The 14655-nt window shown below is 70.4% G+C and carries 16 protein-coding genes and 1 pseudogene; 4 read left to right on the top strand and 13 right to left on the bottom strand.

All coding sequences use genetic code 11. The features are described from left to right. From AB0E94_RS27835 to AB0E94_RS27855, 5 genes are all read right to left on the bottom strand, one after another. Positions 1-424, bottom strand: a 424-nt coding sequence (locus tag AB0E94_RS27835; protein ID WP_360331637.1) for a response regulator, incomplete at its 3' end; no start/stop codon positions are given. A 13-nt stretch (positions 425-437) separates the two neighbouring features. Then, the gene (locus AB0E94_RS27840; RefSeq protein WP_360331640.1) at positions 438-1310 is read right to left on the bottom strand and encodes a hypothetical protein; all 873 of its coding nucleotides are present in this window, start codon (positions 1308-1310) and stop codon (positions 438-440) included. After that, on the bottom strand, positions 1310-1747 hold the full coding sequence (locus AB0E94_RS27845; RefSeq protein WP_093619555.1) for a chemotaxis protein CheW: 438 nt from the start codon (positions 1745-1747) through the stop codon (positions 1310-1312). Before AB0E94_RS27845 ends, AB0E94_RS27840 begins: the two co-directional genes overlap by 1 nt. Before the next feature lies 1 nt (position 1748). Next, entirely contained in the window at positions 1749-4112 is a 2364-nt protein-coding gene (locus AB0E94_RS27850; RefSeq protein WP_360331643.1) for a chemotaxis protein CheA, read from the bottom strand. 114 nt (positions 4113-4226) lie between these two features. Beyond that, positions 4227-4925, bottom strand: coding sequence for a response regulator transcription factor (locus AB0E94_RS27855; RefSeq protein ID WP_093619553.1), 699 nt, complete (start codon positions 4923-4925; stop codon positions 4227-4229). A gap of 308 nt (positions 4926-5233) precedes the next feature. Here AB0E94_RS27855 and AB0E94_RS27860 point away from each other — a divergent pair, with 308 nt between their 5' ends. Then, positions 5234-5779: a CAP domain-containing protein gene (locus tag AB0E94_RS27860; RefSeq protein ID WP_360331646.1), complete on the top strand. Its 546-nt coding sequence runs from the start codon at positions 5234-5236 to the stop codon at positions 5777-5779. Between the two features lie 6 nt (positions 5780-5785). On the opposite strand, the gene AB0E94_RS27865 is transcribed toward AB0E94_RS27860, so the two are convergent. Continuing rightward, positions 5786-6826: a UDP-N-acetylmuramate dehydrogenase gene (locus AB0E94_RS27865; protein ID WP_360331649.1), complete on the bottom strand. Its 1041-nt coding sequence runs from the start codon at positions 6824-6826 to the stop codon at positions 5786-5788. Positions 6827-6894: 68 nt separating this feature from the next. On the opposite strand from AB0E94_RS27865, the gene AB0E94_RS27870 reads away from it, so the two are divergent. The 3 genes from AB0E94_RS27870 (at position 6895) to AB0E94_RS27880 (ending at position 10148) form a co-directional block, all read left to right on the top strand. After that, positions 6895-7653 carry a maleylpyruvate isomerase family mycothiol-dependent enzyme gene (locus AB0E94_RS27870; protein ID WP_360331652.1) on the top strand — a complete coding sequence of 253 codons (759 nt, stop codon included), beginning with the start codon at positions 6895-6897 and terminating at the stop codon, positions 7651-7653. 85 nt (positions 7654-7738) lie between these two features. Next, positions 7739-9124, top strand: coding sequence for a GH1 family beta-glucosidase (locus AB0E94_RS27875; RefSeq protein ID WP_360331655.1), 1386 nt, complete (start codon positions 7739-7741; stop codon positions 9122-9124). Positions 9125-9134: 10 nt separating this feature from the next. Beyond that, positions 9135-10148 (top strand): LacI family DNA-binding transcriptional regulator, encoded by a 1014-nt coding sequence (locus AB0E94_RS27880; RefSeq protein WP_360331657.1) that lies wholly within the window; start codon positions 9135-9137, stop codon positions 10146-10148. A gap of 144 nt (positions 10149-10292) precedes the next feature. On the opposite strand, the gene AB0E94_RS27885 is transcribed toward AB0E94_RS27880, so the two are convergent. From AB0E94_RS27885 to AB0E94_RS27915, 7 genes and pseudogenes are all read right to left on the bottom strand, one after another. Further along, positions 10293-10805, bottom strand: coding sequence for an O-acetyl-ADP-ribose deacetylase (locus tag AB0E94_RS27885; protein WP_360331660.1), 513 nt, complete (start codon positions 10803-10805; stop codon positions 10293-10295). Positions 10806-10953: 148 nt separating this feature from the next. Continuing rightward, positions 10954-11775 carry an EI24 domain-containing protein gene (locus AB0E94_RS27890; RefSeq protein ID WP_360331663.1) on the bottom strand — a complete coding sequence of 274 codons (822 nt, stop codon included), beginning with the start codon at positions 11773-11775 and terminating at the stop codon, positions 10954-10956. A 121-nt stretch (positions 11776-11896) separates the two neighbouring features. Beyond that, positions 11897-12397 carry a hypothetical protein gene (locus AB0E94_RS27895; RefSeq protein ID WP_360331666.1) on the bottom strand — a complete coding sequence of 167 codons (501 nt, stop codon included), beginning with the start codon at positions 12395-12397 and terminating at the stop codon, positions 11897-11899. 31 nt (positions 12398-12428) lie between these two features. Beyond that, positions 12429-13328 carry an alpha/beta hydrolase gene (locus tag AB0E94_RS27900; RefSeq protein ID WP_360331942.1) on the bottom strand — a complete coding sequence of 300 codons (900 nt, stop codon included), beginning with the start codon at positions 13326-13328 and terminating at the stop codon, positions 12429-12431. After that, positions 13328-13636 (bottom strand): DUF2516 family protein, encoded by a 309-nt coding sequence (locus AB0E94_RS27905; protein ID WP_360331669.1) that lies wholly within the window; start codon positions 13634-13636, stop codon positions 13328-13330. The genes AB0E94_RS27900 and AB0E94_RS27905 overlap by 1 nt, the downstream gene beginning before the upstream one ends. 69 nt (positions 13637-13705) lie before the next feature. Then, positions 13706-14215, bottom strand: coding sequence for a hypothetical protein (locus AB0E94_RS27910; protein ID WP_360331672.1), 510 nt, complete (start codon positions 14213-14215; stop codon positions 13706-13708). A 50-nt stretch (positions 14216-14265) separates the two neighbouring features. Beyond that, positions 14266-14610 (bottom strand): annotated as a pseudogene (locus AB0E94_RS27915) (helix-turn-helix transcriptional regulator); the annotation flags it as partial. Positions 14611-14655 lie beyond the last annotated feature (45 nt).

A 14655-nucleotide genomic window follows, 5' to 3' on the forward strand; every position in this document is an offset into this window, starting at 1 on the left:
TGACGAACGCGTCGGTCCAGCCGTGCTTGGTGAGCTCGGCCTTCCAGGCGTCGGTGCCGTGCATCCGGGTCAGCGCGTCGATCCAGGTCTGCTTGCCGACGTTGCTCGGTTTGGTCACGTAGTCGGTGGCGCCCGCGGACAGCGCTTCGAGCGTGGCCGTCGCGCCCGCCGCCGAGAGCGTGCTGAACATGATCACCGGGGTGTTGTGCCGCTTGCGCAGCTCGCGGACTGCCTCGATGCCGTCCATCTGTGGCATCTCGATGTCCATCGTGATCACGTCGGGTTTGAGTTGATCGATCTTCGCCTGTGCGAGCAGACCGTTCGCGGCGGTGCCGACGACCTGGATGCCCGGCGCTTCGCCGAGAGCATCGACGATCAGCCGACGTACCACCACGGAATCGTCGACGACGAGAACCGAGATCATTCGACCACTCCCTTCAACCGAGCCAGGCCGGGCCGAGCGCCGCGACCACCGGAGCGAGCAGCCGGTGGGCCGTGGCGGTGTCCAGCAAATCGCGCACCACCAGCGCCTGAACGGCACCGCTGAGCATGTTCCAGACCCCGCCGGCACGATCTGCCAGCGGAATCCCGGCCGTGTCCACGGCCTGCACCAACAGCATCTGCGCTGCGGCCGCGGTACGGACCCGATCGGAGAGATACGCCGCCCAGGACGCCGAATGCACGGCGGGCGACCAGCCGGCGGTGTTGCGCCGGGCGTCGTCGGCTGCGGAGGAGACCCGGAGCCGGTCCTCCGGCCGCAGCGTGCGTAGCCGGTCGAGCAGGGCCGACACCGTGTAGTGGTGCGGCCCCATGTCGATGGGTGGCCCGGCCGGCAGCTTGCGCACCGCCGAGACCCACCCGGCGCCGAGCCGGCGGCGGGTCTCCTCGTCGAGCACCTCACGCAGGTAGCTGGCGACCGCGGCGTCACAGAGCAGGGCGGTGGCCGCGGCCGCGTCCTCGCTCTGCCGCGCGTCCCGGCCGGTGCCCTCCCAGGTCCACGACATCACGTCGTAGCGCAGACAGGTCAGCAGCGCGTCGACCGACCCGATCGGCGCGCGTTCGACCAATGCGAGGTTTCCGGCCGGGTCGTCCTTCGACATGCCCTTGAGGGTGGGCATCCGCCGCGCGGCGGACTCCACCTCGACCCAGAGCGGGCCGCGGACGTTCTCGTCGGGCAGGCGCTCGGCGAGTACCGGCAGGTCTCCGCTCTGGAGGCGCAGGGCGCGCAGCATCACCTCGGCCGCGGCCGACCCGCCCTCCAGGCGAGTCAGGTCGAAGCCCAGCACGGGGGCGCTGACCAGGCTGTACATCAGTTCGTAGCGCGGTAGGTATCGACGGCCTGGTTGACGTCGAGAGCCAGCATCAACCGCCCGTCCAGCTTGAACGTGCCCACCACGAGCTCCCTCGTGGGACCGCTGAGCGTGTCCGGTGGGGGCTCGAAGGTCTCGTCGTCGAGATCGACCACCTCGCCGATCTTGTCCACCAGCAGTGACACCGGCTCCCCGTCCCCGCGCAGGATGACGTTCATGACCGGACCCTGGAGCGCCTGCCGGGCCAGGCCCAGCTGCACTCGCAGGTCCACCGCGGCGATCACCTGACCACGCAGGTTGAACAGGCCGCCGACCGCGGGTGGCGCCAGCGGAACCGGGGTGTACTCGTTGTAGGAGAGAACCTCCTGCACGGTATGCACCTCGACCCCGAAGAGCTGGCCATCCACCTCGAAGGTGGCGAACTGACGACTCGCCATGTCAGGCCTCCACCAGCATGTCGTCCATCGAATCGCTGTAGAAGTTCGGGTCGGCGGCGAGGATGGCCCGGCGCACGTCGAGCAGCTCGGTCACCCGCTGCTGGATCACGGCGGTGCCGACCAGGCCGTCCTCCTCCGCGTCGCGGCGTGCGGTGGTCGAGTTCTCGGCGATGTCCACGATCCGGTCCACGACCAGGGCCACGCTCTTGCCGCCCTCGCTGTAGACGACCACCGACACGGTGTCGCCCTCCAGCTCCTCGCCGTACGCCCCGAGCAGGTGCGACAGGCGCACCAGGGGCAGGATCTGGCCGCGGTACTGGACCACCTCGCGGGAGCCGGCGTGCTCGATCCGGTCGCGCGGGAACTCCTCCAGCCGCGTCACCGTGTCCAGCGGGATCGCCACCCGGCGCTCGCCGACCGCGGTGACCAGCAGGCGCTCGGTGCCGCCACCCTGCTGACCGCGCTTGTCGGCGACCGTCTCGCGTTCCGAGTCGACAGCCAGGTGCGAGCGGCGGGCCAGCGAGGACACGTCCAGGATCAGACCCACCTTGCCATCGCCCAGGATGGTGGCTCCGGCGTACAACCCGATGTCCTTGAATCTGGTGTTGAGGGCTTTGACGACGACCTCTTCGGTGTTCAGCACCCGGTCGACGACCAGGCCGAACCGGCGGCCGTCGGCCTGTAGCACCATGATGTAGACGCCCTGGTCGCCGCCGACTTCCAGGCCGAGGGCCCGGTCCAGGCGGACCAGTGGGAGCAGCTTGCCGCGCAGCCGGTAGACCGGGGCGCCGGAGGCGTACTCGACCTTGGTGGTGTTGCCGTCGATGAAGACCAGCTCCAGCACCGCGACCTGCGGGACGACGTAACGCTGGTCGGCGCAGTCGACGGTCAGGGCCTGGATGATCGCCAGCGTCAGCGGGATGGTGAGGCGCCAGACGGTGCCCTCGCCGGGTGTCGAGTCGACGCTGACCGCGCCGCCGATGTTCTCGATGTTGGTCTTGACCACGTCCATGCCGACGCCGCGGCCGGAGACGTTGGTGACCTTCGCGGCGGTGGAGAAGCCGGGCTGGAAGACCATCGCCATGATGTCGCGCTTGTCCATGTTCGGGATCTGCTCCGGCCGGAGCAGCCCGTTCTCCACGGCCTTCTGCGCGATCCGCTCGACGTTCAGGCCGGCGCCGTTGTCGGCGACCTCGACCGCGACGTGCCCACCCTCGTGGTACGCGCGGAGGGTGAGGGTGCCCTCCGGGTCCTTGCCGGACGCGATCCGCCGCTCCGGCTCCTCGATGCCGTGGTCGACCGCGTTACGCACCAGGTGGGTCAGCGGGTCCTTGACCGCCTCCAGCAGGCTCCGGTCGAGTTCGGTCTCCTTGCCCTCCATCACGAGCGCGACCTGCTTGCCGAGCGAGTTGCTCAGGTCCCGGACGACTCGGGGAAGCTTGGACCAGATGTGCTCGATGGGCTGCATGCGGGTCTTCATGATGCCCTCTTGCAGCTCACTGGTGATCATGCCGAGCCGCTGGGCGCTGCGGACCAGACCGGAGTCGCCGATCTCCATCACGCCACGGACCAGCTGGTTCCGGGCCAGCACCAGCTCACCGACCATGTTCATCAGGGTGTCGAGCAGGTCGACGTCGACCCGGATCGCGCTGTCGGCGATGCTCCGCTTCGGGGCCTGCGACTGGAGCGCCTCGCTGACCGCGGTGGGCGCCGCCTTGCCCTCCTCGAGCAGGATCGTGCCGAGCTTGCGCTCGTCGCCCTCGATCTGCTGCTGGAGCGCCGAGGCGACGTCGGCGGCCTGTGCCGCGCCGGCGTCGACGAGCATCTGGCCCAGCGGCTGGCGCTGGTCGGTGACCGGCTCGGGGGCCGGACGGGCGGCCGCAGCGTCCTGCTCGACACTCGCCGGGGCCTCCGCCTCGGCGGCCGGGGCGGCCTCGGCGGCGGGCGCGGCAGCGGCCGGAGCAGCGGCGCCGTCCGTCGGCGCGTCCATCTGCGCCTTGATCCGGACGATCATGCTCTCGATGTCGACCTCGGCCTCGGACCCGTTCTCCTCGATCGAGGACAGGATGGACCGGACGCCGTCGATGCAGAGCAGCAGGACGGTGATGGTCTCCGGGGTGACCGGCTGGACGCCGTCACGGAGCCGGGACAGCAGGGACTCACCGGCGTGCGCCAGTTTCTCCAGGCGGGAGAAGGCCAGGAACCCACTGGTGCCCTTGATCGTGTGGATCGCCCGGAAGATACGGGAGATCAGGTCACGCGAGCCCGGTTCCTGTTCAAGGCTGACGAGGTCCCGGTCGATCTGGTCCAGGTTCTCGTGGCTCTCCATGAGGAATTCGCCAACGATCTCGCCAAGGTCTTCCACGACTTGCTACCTCCTGCTCGGCTTCACTGCCCTCATCGACCCCTCGGGGCACCAACTGAGAAGATCGCCCGGTACGCCGGAATGTTCAGGACTCCCCGCCTGGAACGGGGCGGCTCAGGACTCCCCGCCCGGGCGGCGGTAGCGATAGCCGAACCCGCGGACCGATTCGATCGGTGACTCGTCGGGGTCGGACCAGCCGAGCTTGCGCCGTAGCCGCAGCACCGCGAACTTGACCCGTTCCTGGCCGATGCCGGTCGGGTCGTCCCAGGCCTGGGTCAGCAGCTGGTTCGGCGAGAGGACCGCGCCGGCATGTCGTACCAGCGCGTTGAGCAGGCGGAACTCGGTCGGAGTGAGGCGCTTCTCCTCACCCTTGACATACACCCGGCGCTTGGTCGGGTCGAGGTGCACCAGGCCGTCGTCGTAGACCTGACTGGCCCAGCTGTTCTGCCCGGAGGACGAGCGCCGCAGCAGCGCCTCCACCCGGGCCAGCAGTTCGTTGTTGGCGAACGGCTTGGTCAGGTAGTCGTCGGCGCCGCCCCGCAGGCCGCGCACCTTCTCCGCCTCCTGGCCGTGAGCGGTGAGGACCAGCACCGGCACATCCGAGACGTCGCGCAGCCGCTCCAGCACCTGCCAGCCGTCCATCTCCGGCAGGCCGACGTCGAGCACCACCAGGTCGGGGTGTTCGGCGTAGGCCTCTTTCAGCCCGGAGCGGCCGTCGGCGGCGTGCGCCACCTCATATCCGGCCCGGCTGAACAGCAACCGGAGAGCGAGTGCGATGTCCGGGTCGTCCTCGACCACGAGTAGGCGACTCATCGTTGGCTCACCCTGTCCCTAACCCGCGCTGGCGGCGCAAAACCACCATATAGCGTGATGTCACCGCCTATTTACGGACAGTGACAGTCTAGCGCCGGGTGACGGGGTCCGAGCCGGTCCGCAAGGATCCGCTGTGACCGTTCAAACCCCGGATAACCCGCAGGCCCGACCGGGACATCCCTACAGCCTGACATTTCTCGTACGGCTTATCGTCCGTTCCGCGAAAGATGTGACACGCCGCGAGCAACGGGGTGCGATAACCGTGACGGGCGATAGGCGCCCGGTCAATGCGTATCCGGGAGGCACCTGTGTTCGACCTGGTGGTACGACGTGTCGCCGCGCTCGCGGCGGCGCCCGCGCTGTTCGCGCTCTCCGCACCGGCTCTGGCTAACGGACCTCAGGAGACCCCGCCACCGACCGTCACGGCCACCCCGACGACCACGCCTTCACTGACCCCGGTCCAGATCCGGGCCCGCACCGTAATGGTGCAGGTGGTCCGGCTGACCAACGAGGAACGTAAGGAGGCCGGCTGTCCCGCGCTCACCGTCGACGGGCACCTGGTCACCGCTTCCCTGCGGCAGAGCAACTACATGGCCCGGACCCGGTTGTTCAGCCACGTCTGGCGGGACGGCTCGACCTTCGTCGACCGCAGCGAGGATTCCGGTTACCAGCAGCCGGCCGGGGAGAACATAGCCTGGGGCTACCGGAGCGCCCCCGAGGTGATGGAGGCGTGGATGGCCAGCCCCGGGCACCGGCGCAACATCCTCAACTGCAAGGCCAAGTCGTTCGGCGCCGGGGTGGCCTTCGCCGTCGACGGCACTCCTTATTACACGCAGGTCTTCGGGTGGCAGTGAGCCCCGTCAGACCGCGCAGTTGATCAGCACCGGCTCCGGGTGCAGCTCGACACCGAACCTCGCCCGGACCCCGTCCCGGATGGTCCGGGCCAGGTCGAGCAGCGCAGCCGTGGTGCCGGCACCCCGGTTGGTGAGCGCGAGCGTGTGCTTGCCGGAGATGGCCACACCGTCCCCGGCGAAACCCTTCGGGAAACCGGCGTGCTCGATCAGCCAGGCCGCCGGAAGCTTCACCAGACCGTCCTCGGCCGGCCAGTGCGGCGCCTCGCCGATGCTCGCCAGCACGGCGGCGGGCACCACCGGGTTGGTGAAGAACGAGCCGACCGACCAGGTGTCACGGTCCTCCGGGTCGAGCACCATGCCCTTGCCGGCGCGCAACTTGAGCACGGTGTCCCGGGCCTGGCGCAGCGGGACCCGGTCGCCCGCCTCGGCGCCCAGCGAACGGGCCAGTTCGGCGTAGCGAATCGGGGCCGACTCCACCGACCGGGGCAGCCGGAAGTCGACCGCGGTGACCAGGTAACGGTCGTCGTGCTTGAAGACGCTGGTCCGGTAGCCGAAGCCGCACTCCTGCGGGGTCATCACCCGGATCGCGTCGGCCCGGCGGTCGTAGGCGTGCACCGCCTCGATGGTGTGCGCGACCTCCTGGCCGTACGCCCCGACGTTCTGGATCGGGGTGGAGCCGGCCGCACCGGGGATGCCGGAGAGGCACTCGACACCGGACAGGCCGGCGCCCACCGCGTACGACACGAAATCGTCCCAGGGCTCGCCGGCCGCGACCCGCACCAGGACGCCGGAGGCGTCCTCATCGGTGACCTCGACGCCCCGGGTGCGCAGCAGCAGCACCTCGCCGTCGAAGCCGTCGTCGCCGATCACCACGTTGCTGCCGCCGGCGAGCACGAGCAGCGGCCGCCCGGCTGCCGACGCCGAACGCACCGCGCCGACCGCCTCGTCCGTATGGACCGCGGTGGTCACTGTGCCTGCGGGCCCGCCGAGGCGTAGCGTCGTGTACGCCGACAGGAATCTCTCCGGGGCCGAAGGGGTATCAGTCACGACGCCAACCCTAAGGTCCACCCGGGGGAAGGTTCACCGGCGGTCCGGCGAGCGGGGAGACGACTGCGATGAACAGGTTGCACGCGACGAAGGATTTCTGGCTCGCAGCGCTGCGCGCCGACGGGCCGGCGCTCTGGGACGCCGTCGCCGAGACCGGCCCCGAGCCGGCCATCCCCGGCTGCCCGGACTGGACCGTGGCCGACCTCGCCCACCACGTCACCGAGGTGCTGCACTGGGTGCGCAACACGGTGACCCGTGGGGTCACCTCGCTTCCGGAGTTCGCGCCGGCGCTACCGGCGACCGACTGGCCGGAGACGCTCGACGTGCTGCGCCGTGAGCTGACCGGCACGATCGAGACGCTGGAGGCGCTCGATCCGGACTTCCCGGCGTGGAACTGGGCGCCCCAGCCGAAACGGGCCGGGTTCTGGGACCGCCGGATGGCGCACGAGGTCTCGGTGCACAGGTGGGACGCCGAGTCGGCCGCGGGCCGGGCCACCCCGATCGAGACGAAACTCGCGACCGACGGGGTCAGCGAGATCCTGGACACATGGCTGCCGGCCGGCAAGCGCCAGGGCCCGACCGATCTGCACGGTGTCGTGCACCTGGTCGGGACGGATGCCGGGCAGGAGTGGTTCGTCAGGTTGCGCGGCGCGGGGATCGCCCTGCTCGACACCGGCACGATCCTGGACAGCGACGATCACCACGCCCGGGCGAAGGCGACGGGCAGTGTGAGCGACCTCCAACTGGCACTGATGGGCCGCAAACGAGCCGACCAATTGGCGCTCAGTGGTGATCCTCGTCTCTTCCAGGCGCTGCGTACCGGCTGAAGTTCCAGGGCCTTACCCTTGTTGGAGCGCTCTCAGGCCGTAAGATGAACCGGTTAAGTTCGGCGGATCATCAGGAGCAGATGACATGACGGCAACCGTCACGTCCACGTCGGCGCAGCCGGCCTCGACGGGGATCACCTTCCCCGAAGGCTTCGTCTGGGGGACGGCCACGGCCTCCTACCAGATCGAGGGCGCCGCGAGGGAGGACGGCCGCGGCCCGTCCATCTGGGACACGTTCAGCCGTACACCGGGGAAGGTCCACGCAGGCCACACCGGCGACGTCGCGTGCGACCACTACCACCGGTATGCCGAGGACGTCGCCCTGATGGCCGACCTCAACCTCGGCGCGTACCGTTTCTCGGTCGCCTGGCCGCGTGTCCGCCCGGACGGCACCGGCCCGGTCAACACCCGTGGCCTCGACTTCTACGACCGGCTCACCGACGAGCTGCTCGGCAAGGGCATCGACCCGGTCGTCACCCTCTACCACTGGGACCTCCCGCAGACGCTCGAGGACCGCGGCGGCTGGACGGTGCGGGAGACCGCCGAGGCCTTCGCCGAGTACGCGCAGGTCGTCTACGGCCGCCTCGGCGACCGCGTCGGCACCTGGACCACGCTGAACGAGCCGTGGTGCTCGGCCTACCTCGGCTACGGCAACGGCATCCACGCCCCCGGCCGGCAGGACCCGGCCGGCTCGCTGGCCGCCGTGCACCACCTCAATCTCGCCCACGGCCTCGCCGCCCGGGCACTGCGCTCGGCCGGCGCGCGGAGCATCAGCATCACGCTCAACCCGTGCGAGGTCTCCCCGCTCGACCCGGCGAACCCGGCCGACGTCGACGCCGCCCGGATCATCGACGGCGTCGCCAACCGGATCTTCTTCGACCCGCTGCTGCGCGGCCACTACCCGGCCGACGTGCTGGAGCACATCTCCCGGATCACCGACCTGTCGTTCATCAAAGACGGCGACGAGGCGATCATCAACGCCCCGATCGACGTGCTGGGGATCAACTTCTACACCCCGTCGTACGTGTCGGCGAAACCCGGCCAGCCGGCCGCCCTCGACTACCCGGGCAGCGAGGGCATCGCCTTCCGCAAGCCGGTCGGCCCGGTCACCGACATGGGCTGGCAGATCGAGCCGGCGTCGCTGACCCGGCTCCTCACCCGCATCCACCGTGACTACCCGGGCACCCCGCTGATGATCACCGAGAACGGCGCGGCCTACCCGGAAGGCGTCCACGACCCGCTGCGCATCGAGTACGTCGACGCCCACCTGCGCGCCTGCCACGACGCCCTCGCCGCCGGCGTCGACCTCCGGGGCTACTTCGCGTGGTCATTGATGGACAACTTCGAATGGGCCGAGGGGTACGCGAAACGCTTCGGTATCGTGCACGTCGACTACACGACGCAACAGCGTGTGCTCAAGGACAGCGCGAAGTGGTACCGCGAGGTGATCCGGCGTAACGGCCTGGAATAGGAGCCCTTTAGTGACGACGCGGGAACGGCCCACCCTGGAAGCGGTTGCCCGTCGAGCCGGGGTGTCCCGGGCGACGGTGTCCCGCGTCGTCAACGGCTCCACCACGGTCGCCGTCGCCATCCGCGAGGCGGTCAACCGGGCCGTCGACGAGCTCGGCTACGTGCCGAACCAGGCCGCCCGCAGCCTCGTGACCAGGCAGACCGACTCGATCGCGCTGATCCTCCCGGAAACCGCGAACCGGGTCTTCTCCGACGACCTGTTCTTCCCGGCCATCATCCGCGGCGTCGGCTCCGAGCTGGAAGCCGCCGACAAGCAACTGGTGCTGATGATGGCCGGCTCGGCCGCCGGATACCACCGGGTCGAGCGGTACGCCGTGGCCGGCCACGTCGACGGCGTCATGTTCGCCTCCATCCACGGCGCCGACCCGCTGCCCGGCCTGCTGGCCCGCCGCGGCATCCCGGTCATCTGCTCCGGCCGCCCGATGCTCGCCGACCCACCGGTGCCCTACGTGGACGTCGATCACGCCGGCGGTGTCGCAGCCGCCCTCCAACACCTGATCACTTCCGGCCGCCGGCGGATCGCGACGATAGCCGGACCACAGGACATGGTGGCCGGCCTCGAACGCCTCACCGGTTACCGCGAGACCCTCCAGGCCGCCGGGCTGCCGTCCCTGGTCGCGGCCGGCGACTTCACCCGCGAATCAGGCGTCACCGCGATGCGCGCCCTCCTCGACCAGGACCCGGATCTCGACGCCGTGTTCGCCGCCTCCGACCTGATGGCGCACGGCGCCCTTCAGGCCCTGCGCAACGCCGGCCGGCGGGTGCCGGATGACGTCGCGGTGATCGGCTTCGACGACTTCGAGATCAGCCGCTACAGCGATCCGCCGCTCACCACGGTCCGCCAGCCGATCGCCGAGGCCGGCCGGGTGATGGCCCGCCAGATGCTGCGCCTGATCGCCGGCGACCCCGAGATCGACCCGGCGATAATCCTCCCGACCGAACTGATCATCCGCACCTCCGCCTGATCGATCGGGACACCCTCACCCGGGCTTGGCACGGTCGGGCGCCGCGTCCGGAGCCTGGCTCTGCCGGGGCGCCCGGTCCTGGATCCGCGGCCGTTCCGGATTCAGGCGGCGGCGACCCGGCGGGCAGTCGCGGCCGTCCCGCATTCAGGCAGCGGCGACCCGGCGCGCAGTCGCGGCCGTGTCGGCGCCGAACAGCACGAGAGTCGCCGTCCGGAGATGCGCCGGCTCGGCCGCCCGGAGCACCGTGAGCGCCTGACGAACCGCGTCGTCGACCGGCCACCGGTAGATCCCGGCCGAGATCAGCGGAAACGCGATCGACTCCGCACCGAGCTCGTCGGCGACCCGCAGCGAGTTGGCGTAGCAGGACCGCAGCAACTCCGACCGGTCCTCGTCGGCGCTGAAGACCGGCCCGACCGTGTGCACCACCCACCGGGCCGGAAGCCGTCCGGCGGTGGTCGCGACCGCCTGCCCGGTCGGCAGCCCGCGCCCATACTTCGAAGCCCGCAACATCCGGGTCTCGGCAAGGATGTCCGGCCCGCCTTTGCGGTGGATCGCGCCGTCCACCCCGCCCCCGCCGAGCAGCGACGAGTTCGCCGCGTTGACGATCGCGTCGACCCGCTGAACCGTGATGTCACCCTCAACCAGTTCGATCTCCACCCGGAAACCGTAGCCCGAACGCTCCCCGGCCCGGCCGACCGCATCCCGGCCGTCCCGACTGCCGCGGCTACCGGGACGCGTCGGAACCGCGGCCCGACCGCTCCCCCAGCCCTCGGCCCGGCCTGCTATCCCCCTCGGCCCGGGCGAGCTACAGGGAGGCGGTGGTGGTGATGGTGATCGGCTTGTTCAGGGAGCGCCGGGCCAGCAGGGTCGCACCCGCGATGGCGGCCGGCATCAGGAAGACCGCGCCGAGCGGGACCAGGAACGTGGCGAAGACCGCCGCCCCGAACCCGAGCGTCAACGGCTTGTTGCCGGCCAGAGCCACCCGGCGGTGACGCAGACGCTGGCCACGACGCTGGAACGGGACTCCGGTCAACTCGAGGGCGAGCAGCCAGCCACCGGCCGCCCCGGCCAGCACCGGAACCACCGTCTGGCCGACCACCGGGATCAGCCCGAGCAGGAAGAGCGGGATGGCGACCAGAATCGAGATGCCGACCAGTTTGAGGGAGTCGACGAGGCTGCGGCGCAGGCTCCGCAGAAGGCCGACGTCGACCGCGTCGGGCACGCCGCCGAACCGGTCCTCGACGAGTTCGGAGATCTTCTCGTAGAACGGGTCGCCGATCAGCAGGGTCACCGCGGTGAACGTGAGCACCGACAGCAGCAGCCCGAACCCGAGCACCGCGATCCCGCCGATCACCCGGATGGTGCCACGCAGCCAGGCGGCCCAGTCGTCGGCGAACCAGTCGTCGGCGAACCAGGTGGCCTGTGCCGAGAGCTCAGGCAGGTAGCGGACCAGGAAGACCAGCCCGACGATGTAGAGGACGCCGGACAGCAGGGCCGGCAACAGTCCGAGAAGGAGCAGCCGGGGGCTGCGCAGGACCAGGCCGAGCCCGCGCCCGAGCAGGCCTGCCCCGGTGGCGAACTCACGAAAGGCCGTCACCGGCCGGGTCTCACTCAGATCACCGCTCACGTTCCGGGAGCTTAGAGCCCGAGTTCCAGTACGGACAGCGCCAGGCCCGCCCGGCTGGCTCTCACCGCTGTCTCCCGAAGCGCGCGACAGCGGTGAGAGCCAGCCGGAAAGGTGGGCCGGGTCAGCGGCGCCAGTAGCGGAAGCGTTCGAAGCCCACGATCTGGTCGGACGGCATCGCCGGCGGGAACGGGAACTCCGGCGTGGCGCTCGGGTCCAGCGGGAACTCGAACGGATCGTCGGGCGAGCCGGAGACCTGCGTCGGCGTCGGCACCGGCGGGTCGGTGAACAGCGGCGGGTCGGTGGATTCGACCGGGCGGGTCGGGTCGGCGGTACGGACGACCGTGACCGTGGCGGTGACCGTGCTGGGTCCGGCCGCCGGCACCGGGGAACTGGCCGGGTCTGCGGTGGTCCGCGGCCGGGCCGGGGCGGCAGCCGCGCCGCCCGGGCGGTGTCCGGGGGCCGAACCGAAGGCGCCGTCGCCGCCGAGGGGGCTGCCGAGCGCGGAGGCGCCGATGTTCGCCTTCCGTGCGGCCGGAGCGCCCAGCGCCCAGCCGGCCACTACCGCGAACGGGAGTCCGACAACCAGCAAAGCGAGAAAGACGGTCTTAGGGGACAAACGCACGTACGCTTCACCGGGTCGAGGGCCAGAAAAGTTACGGCTTTCGGACATAAGGGCGGTTCAGAAACTCCGAGATCCGGTCCCGTAGGGCGGCCCGATTGCTCCACAGAATCGCCGGTCTGTCGAACACTTCCAGCTCAGTGCCGGGAAGCAGCCCGGCGATCCGCTCCGCCCAGGCCACCGGATGCGTCTCGTCCCCGACGCAGCCGATCACGAGCGCCTGCCCCCGGAAATCCTTGAGCTGCCGCTCCTCGGCGAGCGCCGGGGCGGACCACACCGACTCGATCTCCGGCGCCAGCCCGTCGCGCTGCAACTGGTCGACTCGCTGCCGCAGAAAACTCCAGCCGGCCGGGGTGTTGCGGACCGACGGCGGGATCTCCCGCTCGACGGCGTCGGCGATCATCGCGGCCTCACCGGACTCGACGGAGGCCAGCAGACGCTCCAGGCGCTGCACGGACGCGGCCGAGCGAACCCCGTCGAGCGGCGCCGGAAGATAGAGGACGACCCGCTCGAAGCGGCCGGGATCGGTGGCGAGCAGGCGGCAGAGCGCGGCCGCACCCATGCTGACGCCCAGCGCCCGGGTGGCGCCCGCCGCATCGGCGACGGCACCCAGGTCGGCGGCCAGATCACCGAAGGACCACGGGCCGGGTGGCACGTCGGACCGGCCGTGCCCACGGAAGTGGAAGAACACCCGGCGGCCGATGACCGCGCTGCCCAGTGGCCGGGTGCCGGCGATGTCACCGGCCAGCCCGTGGGCGAACACCGTGACCGGGTCGCCGGTGCCGGTGGTGAGCTGCTCCACCCGCACACCCGAAGGAAGGGTGATCAACTCGGTGGCCGGGCCCGGCAGCGTCGGGCGACCGGTCCGGGGCCCGGTCCGATCGACGCGCTGAAGGCGCGGCCCGCCATCCGGAGGAGGCGGGCCGAACCGCATCACCAGAAGCCCTTGCCGTCCGAGATGTCCTTGAGGCCGGGACGGACGTCGAGCAGGTAGATCAGCGCGGCGGCGATGCCGATCATGCTGATCAGCAGCGTGTTGTAGAGGAAGCCGCTGAGCACCAGGAGGACGGCCAGGATGCCGGCCCACGCGCCTTTCGGAAGTGTGCCGAGGGCCTGGAACGCCGGGCCGCGCTGGGTCAGGCAGTGGATCAGCGCGACCGCCTGGACTCCCATGGACAGGAGCATGAAGGCGACGTTGATCCATAGGACGACATACAGGTAGGGCGGCACGGTCGAGACCATGAGGAAGAGTCTATGCCGCGGGCCCCGGCAAACGCCGGGGCCCGCGGTCATGAACGGATCAGTGTCGGATCACTCAGCGGACGCGGCCGGCTTGGCGCGCTTGCGCGGCTTCGGCGCGGCCTCGACAGCCTTCGCCTCCTCGACGGCGGCCTCGACAGCCTTCGCCTCCTCGACGGCCTTCGGCTGCTCGGTCGCCTCGATGTCGGAGTTGACCACGTCGGCGGCCTCGACCACACCGGTGCCGACCACGCGCTCGCCGCGGGCGACCAGCTCGTTGTAGACGGCGATGGCGCGCTCCTGGGCGACCTGGGCGAAGTTGACCGCGGCGGTGGCCGCGCTGTCGCGCAGGGCCACGAAGTCGGTCTCCTGGGCCTTGCCGCGCAGCTCCTGGGCCTTGGTGCCGAACTCGGCGGCCTTGGTGCCGGCCTGCTCGTTGTACGCCTTCAGGGAGGCGGCGGCACGGTCGCTCAGCTCGTTGAGCACGGCCGGCAGCTTGCGGAGCTGCTCGTAGGCGGCGTCACCGGCGCCGGCGGCGGCGTAGAGGGGGGCGGGAATCTTGGTCTTGGTCTGCTCGGTCATTTCTGCTCCTCAGCGTCTTCGGCGGGCTGCGTTGTTCGCGCGTGCTCGGTTCGTGCGTTCTCGTTGCGGAACGTCTCGTAGATCTGCGTCAGGGACTGCTTCTGCGCGATCGTGAGCTCCGGGTCGACCGCGATGGCGGCCAGCACGCCCTGCTGGCCCTCACCATCGAGCAGCCCGGCCCGCAGATACATCGCGGGCGTCGACACTCGCAAGGCACTGGCAATCTGCTGTAGCACCTCGGCGCTCGGCTTTCGCAGGCCACGCTCGATCTGGCTCAGGTAGGGGTTGCTCACCCCGGCCTTGTCGGCGAGCTGCCGGAGCGAGATCTTCGCGGTCTGCCGGAGGTCTCGAATGAAGGTTCCGATGTCCTCGGGCAGGTCCTTTGGCGTGGCCATGCTTCGACGTTAGCCCGGGGTGCTAGCTCCTGCAAGCAGAATGCT

Source organism: Actinoplanes sp. NPDC026670 (assembly GCF_040638175.1).
Classification (GTDB): domain Bacteria; phylum Actinomycetota; class Actinomycetes; order Mycobacteriales; family Micromonosporaceae; genus Actinoplanes.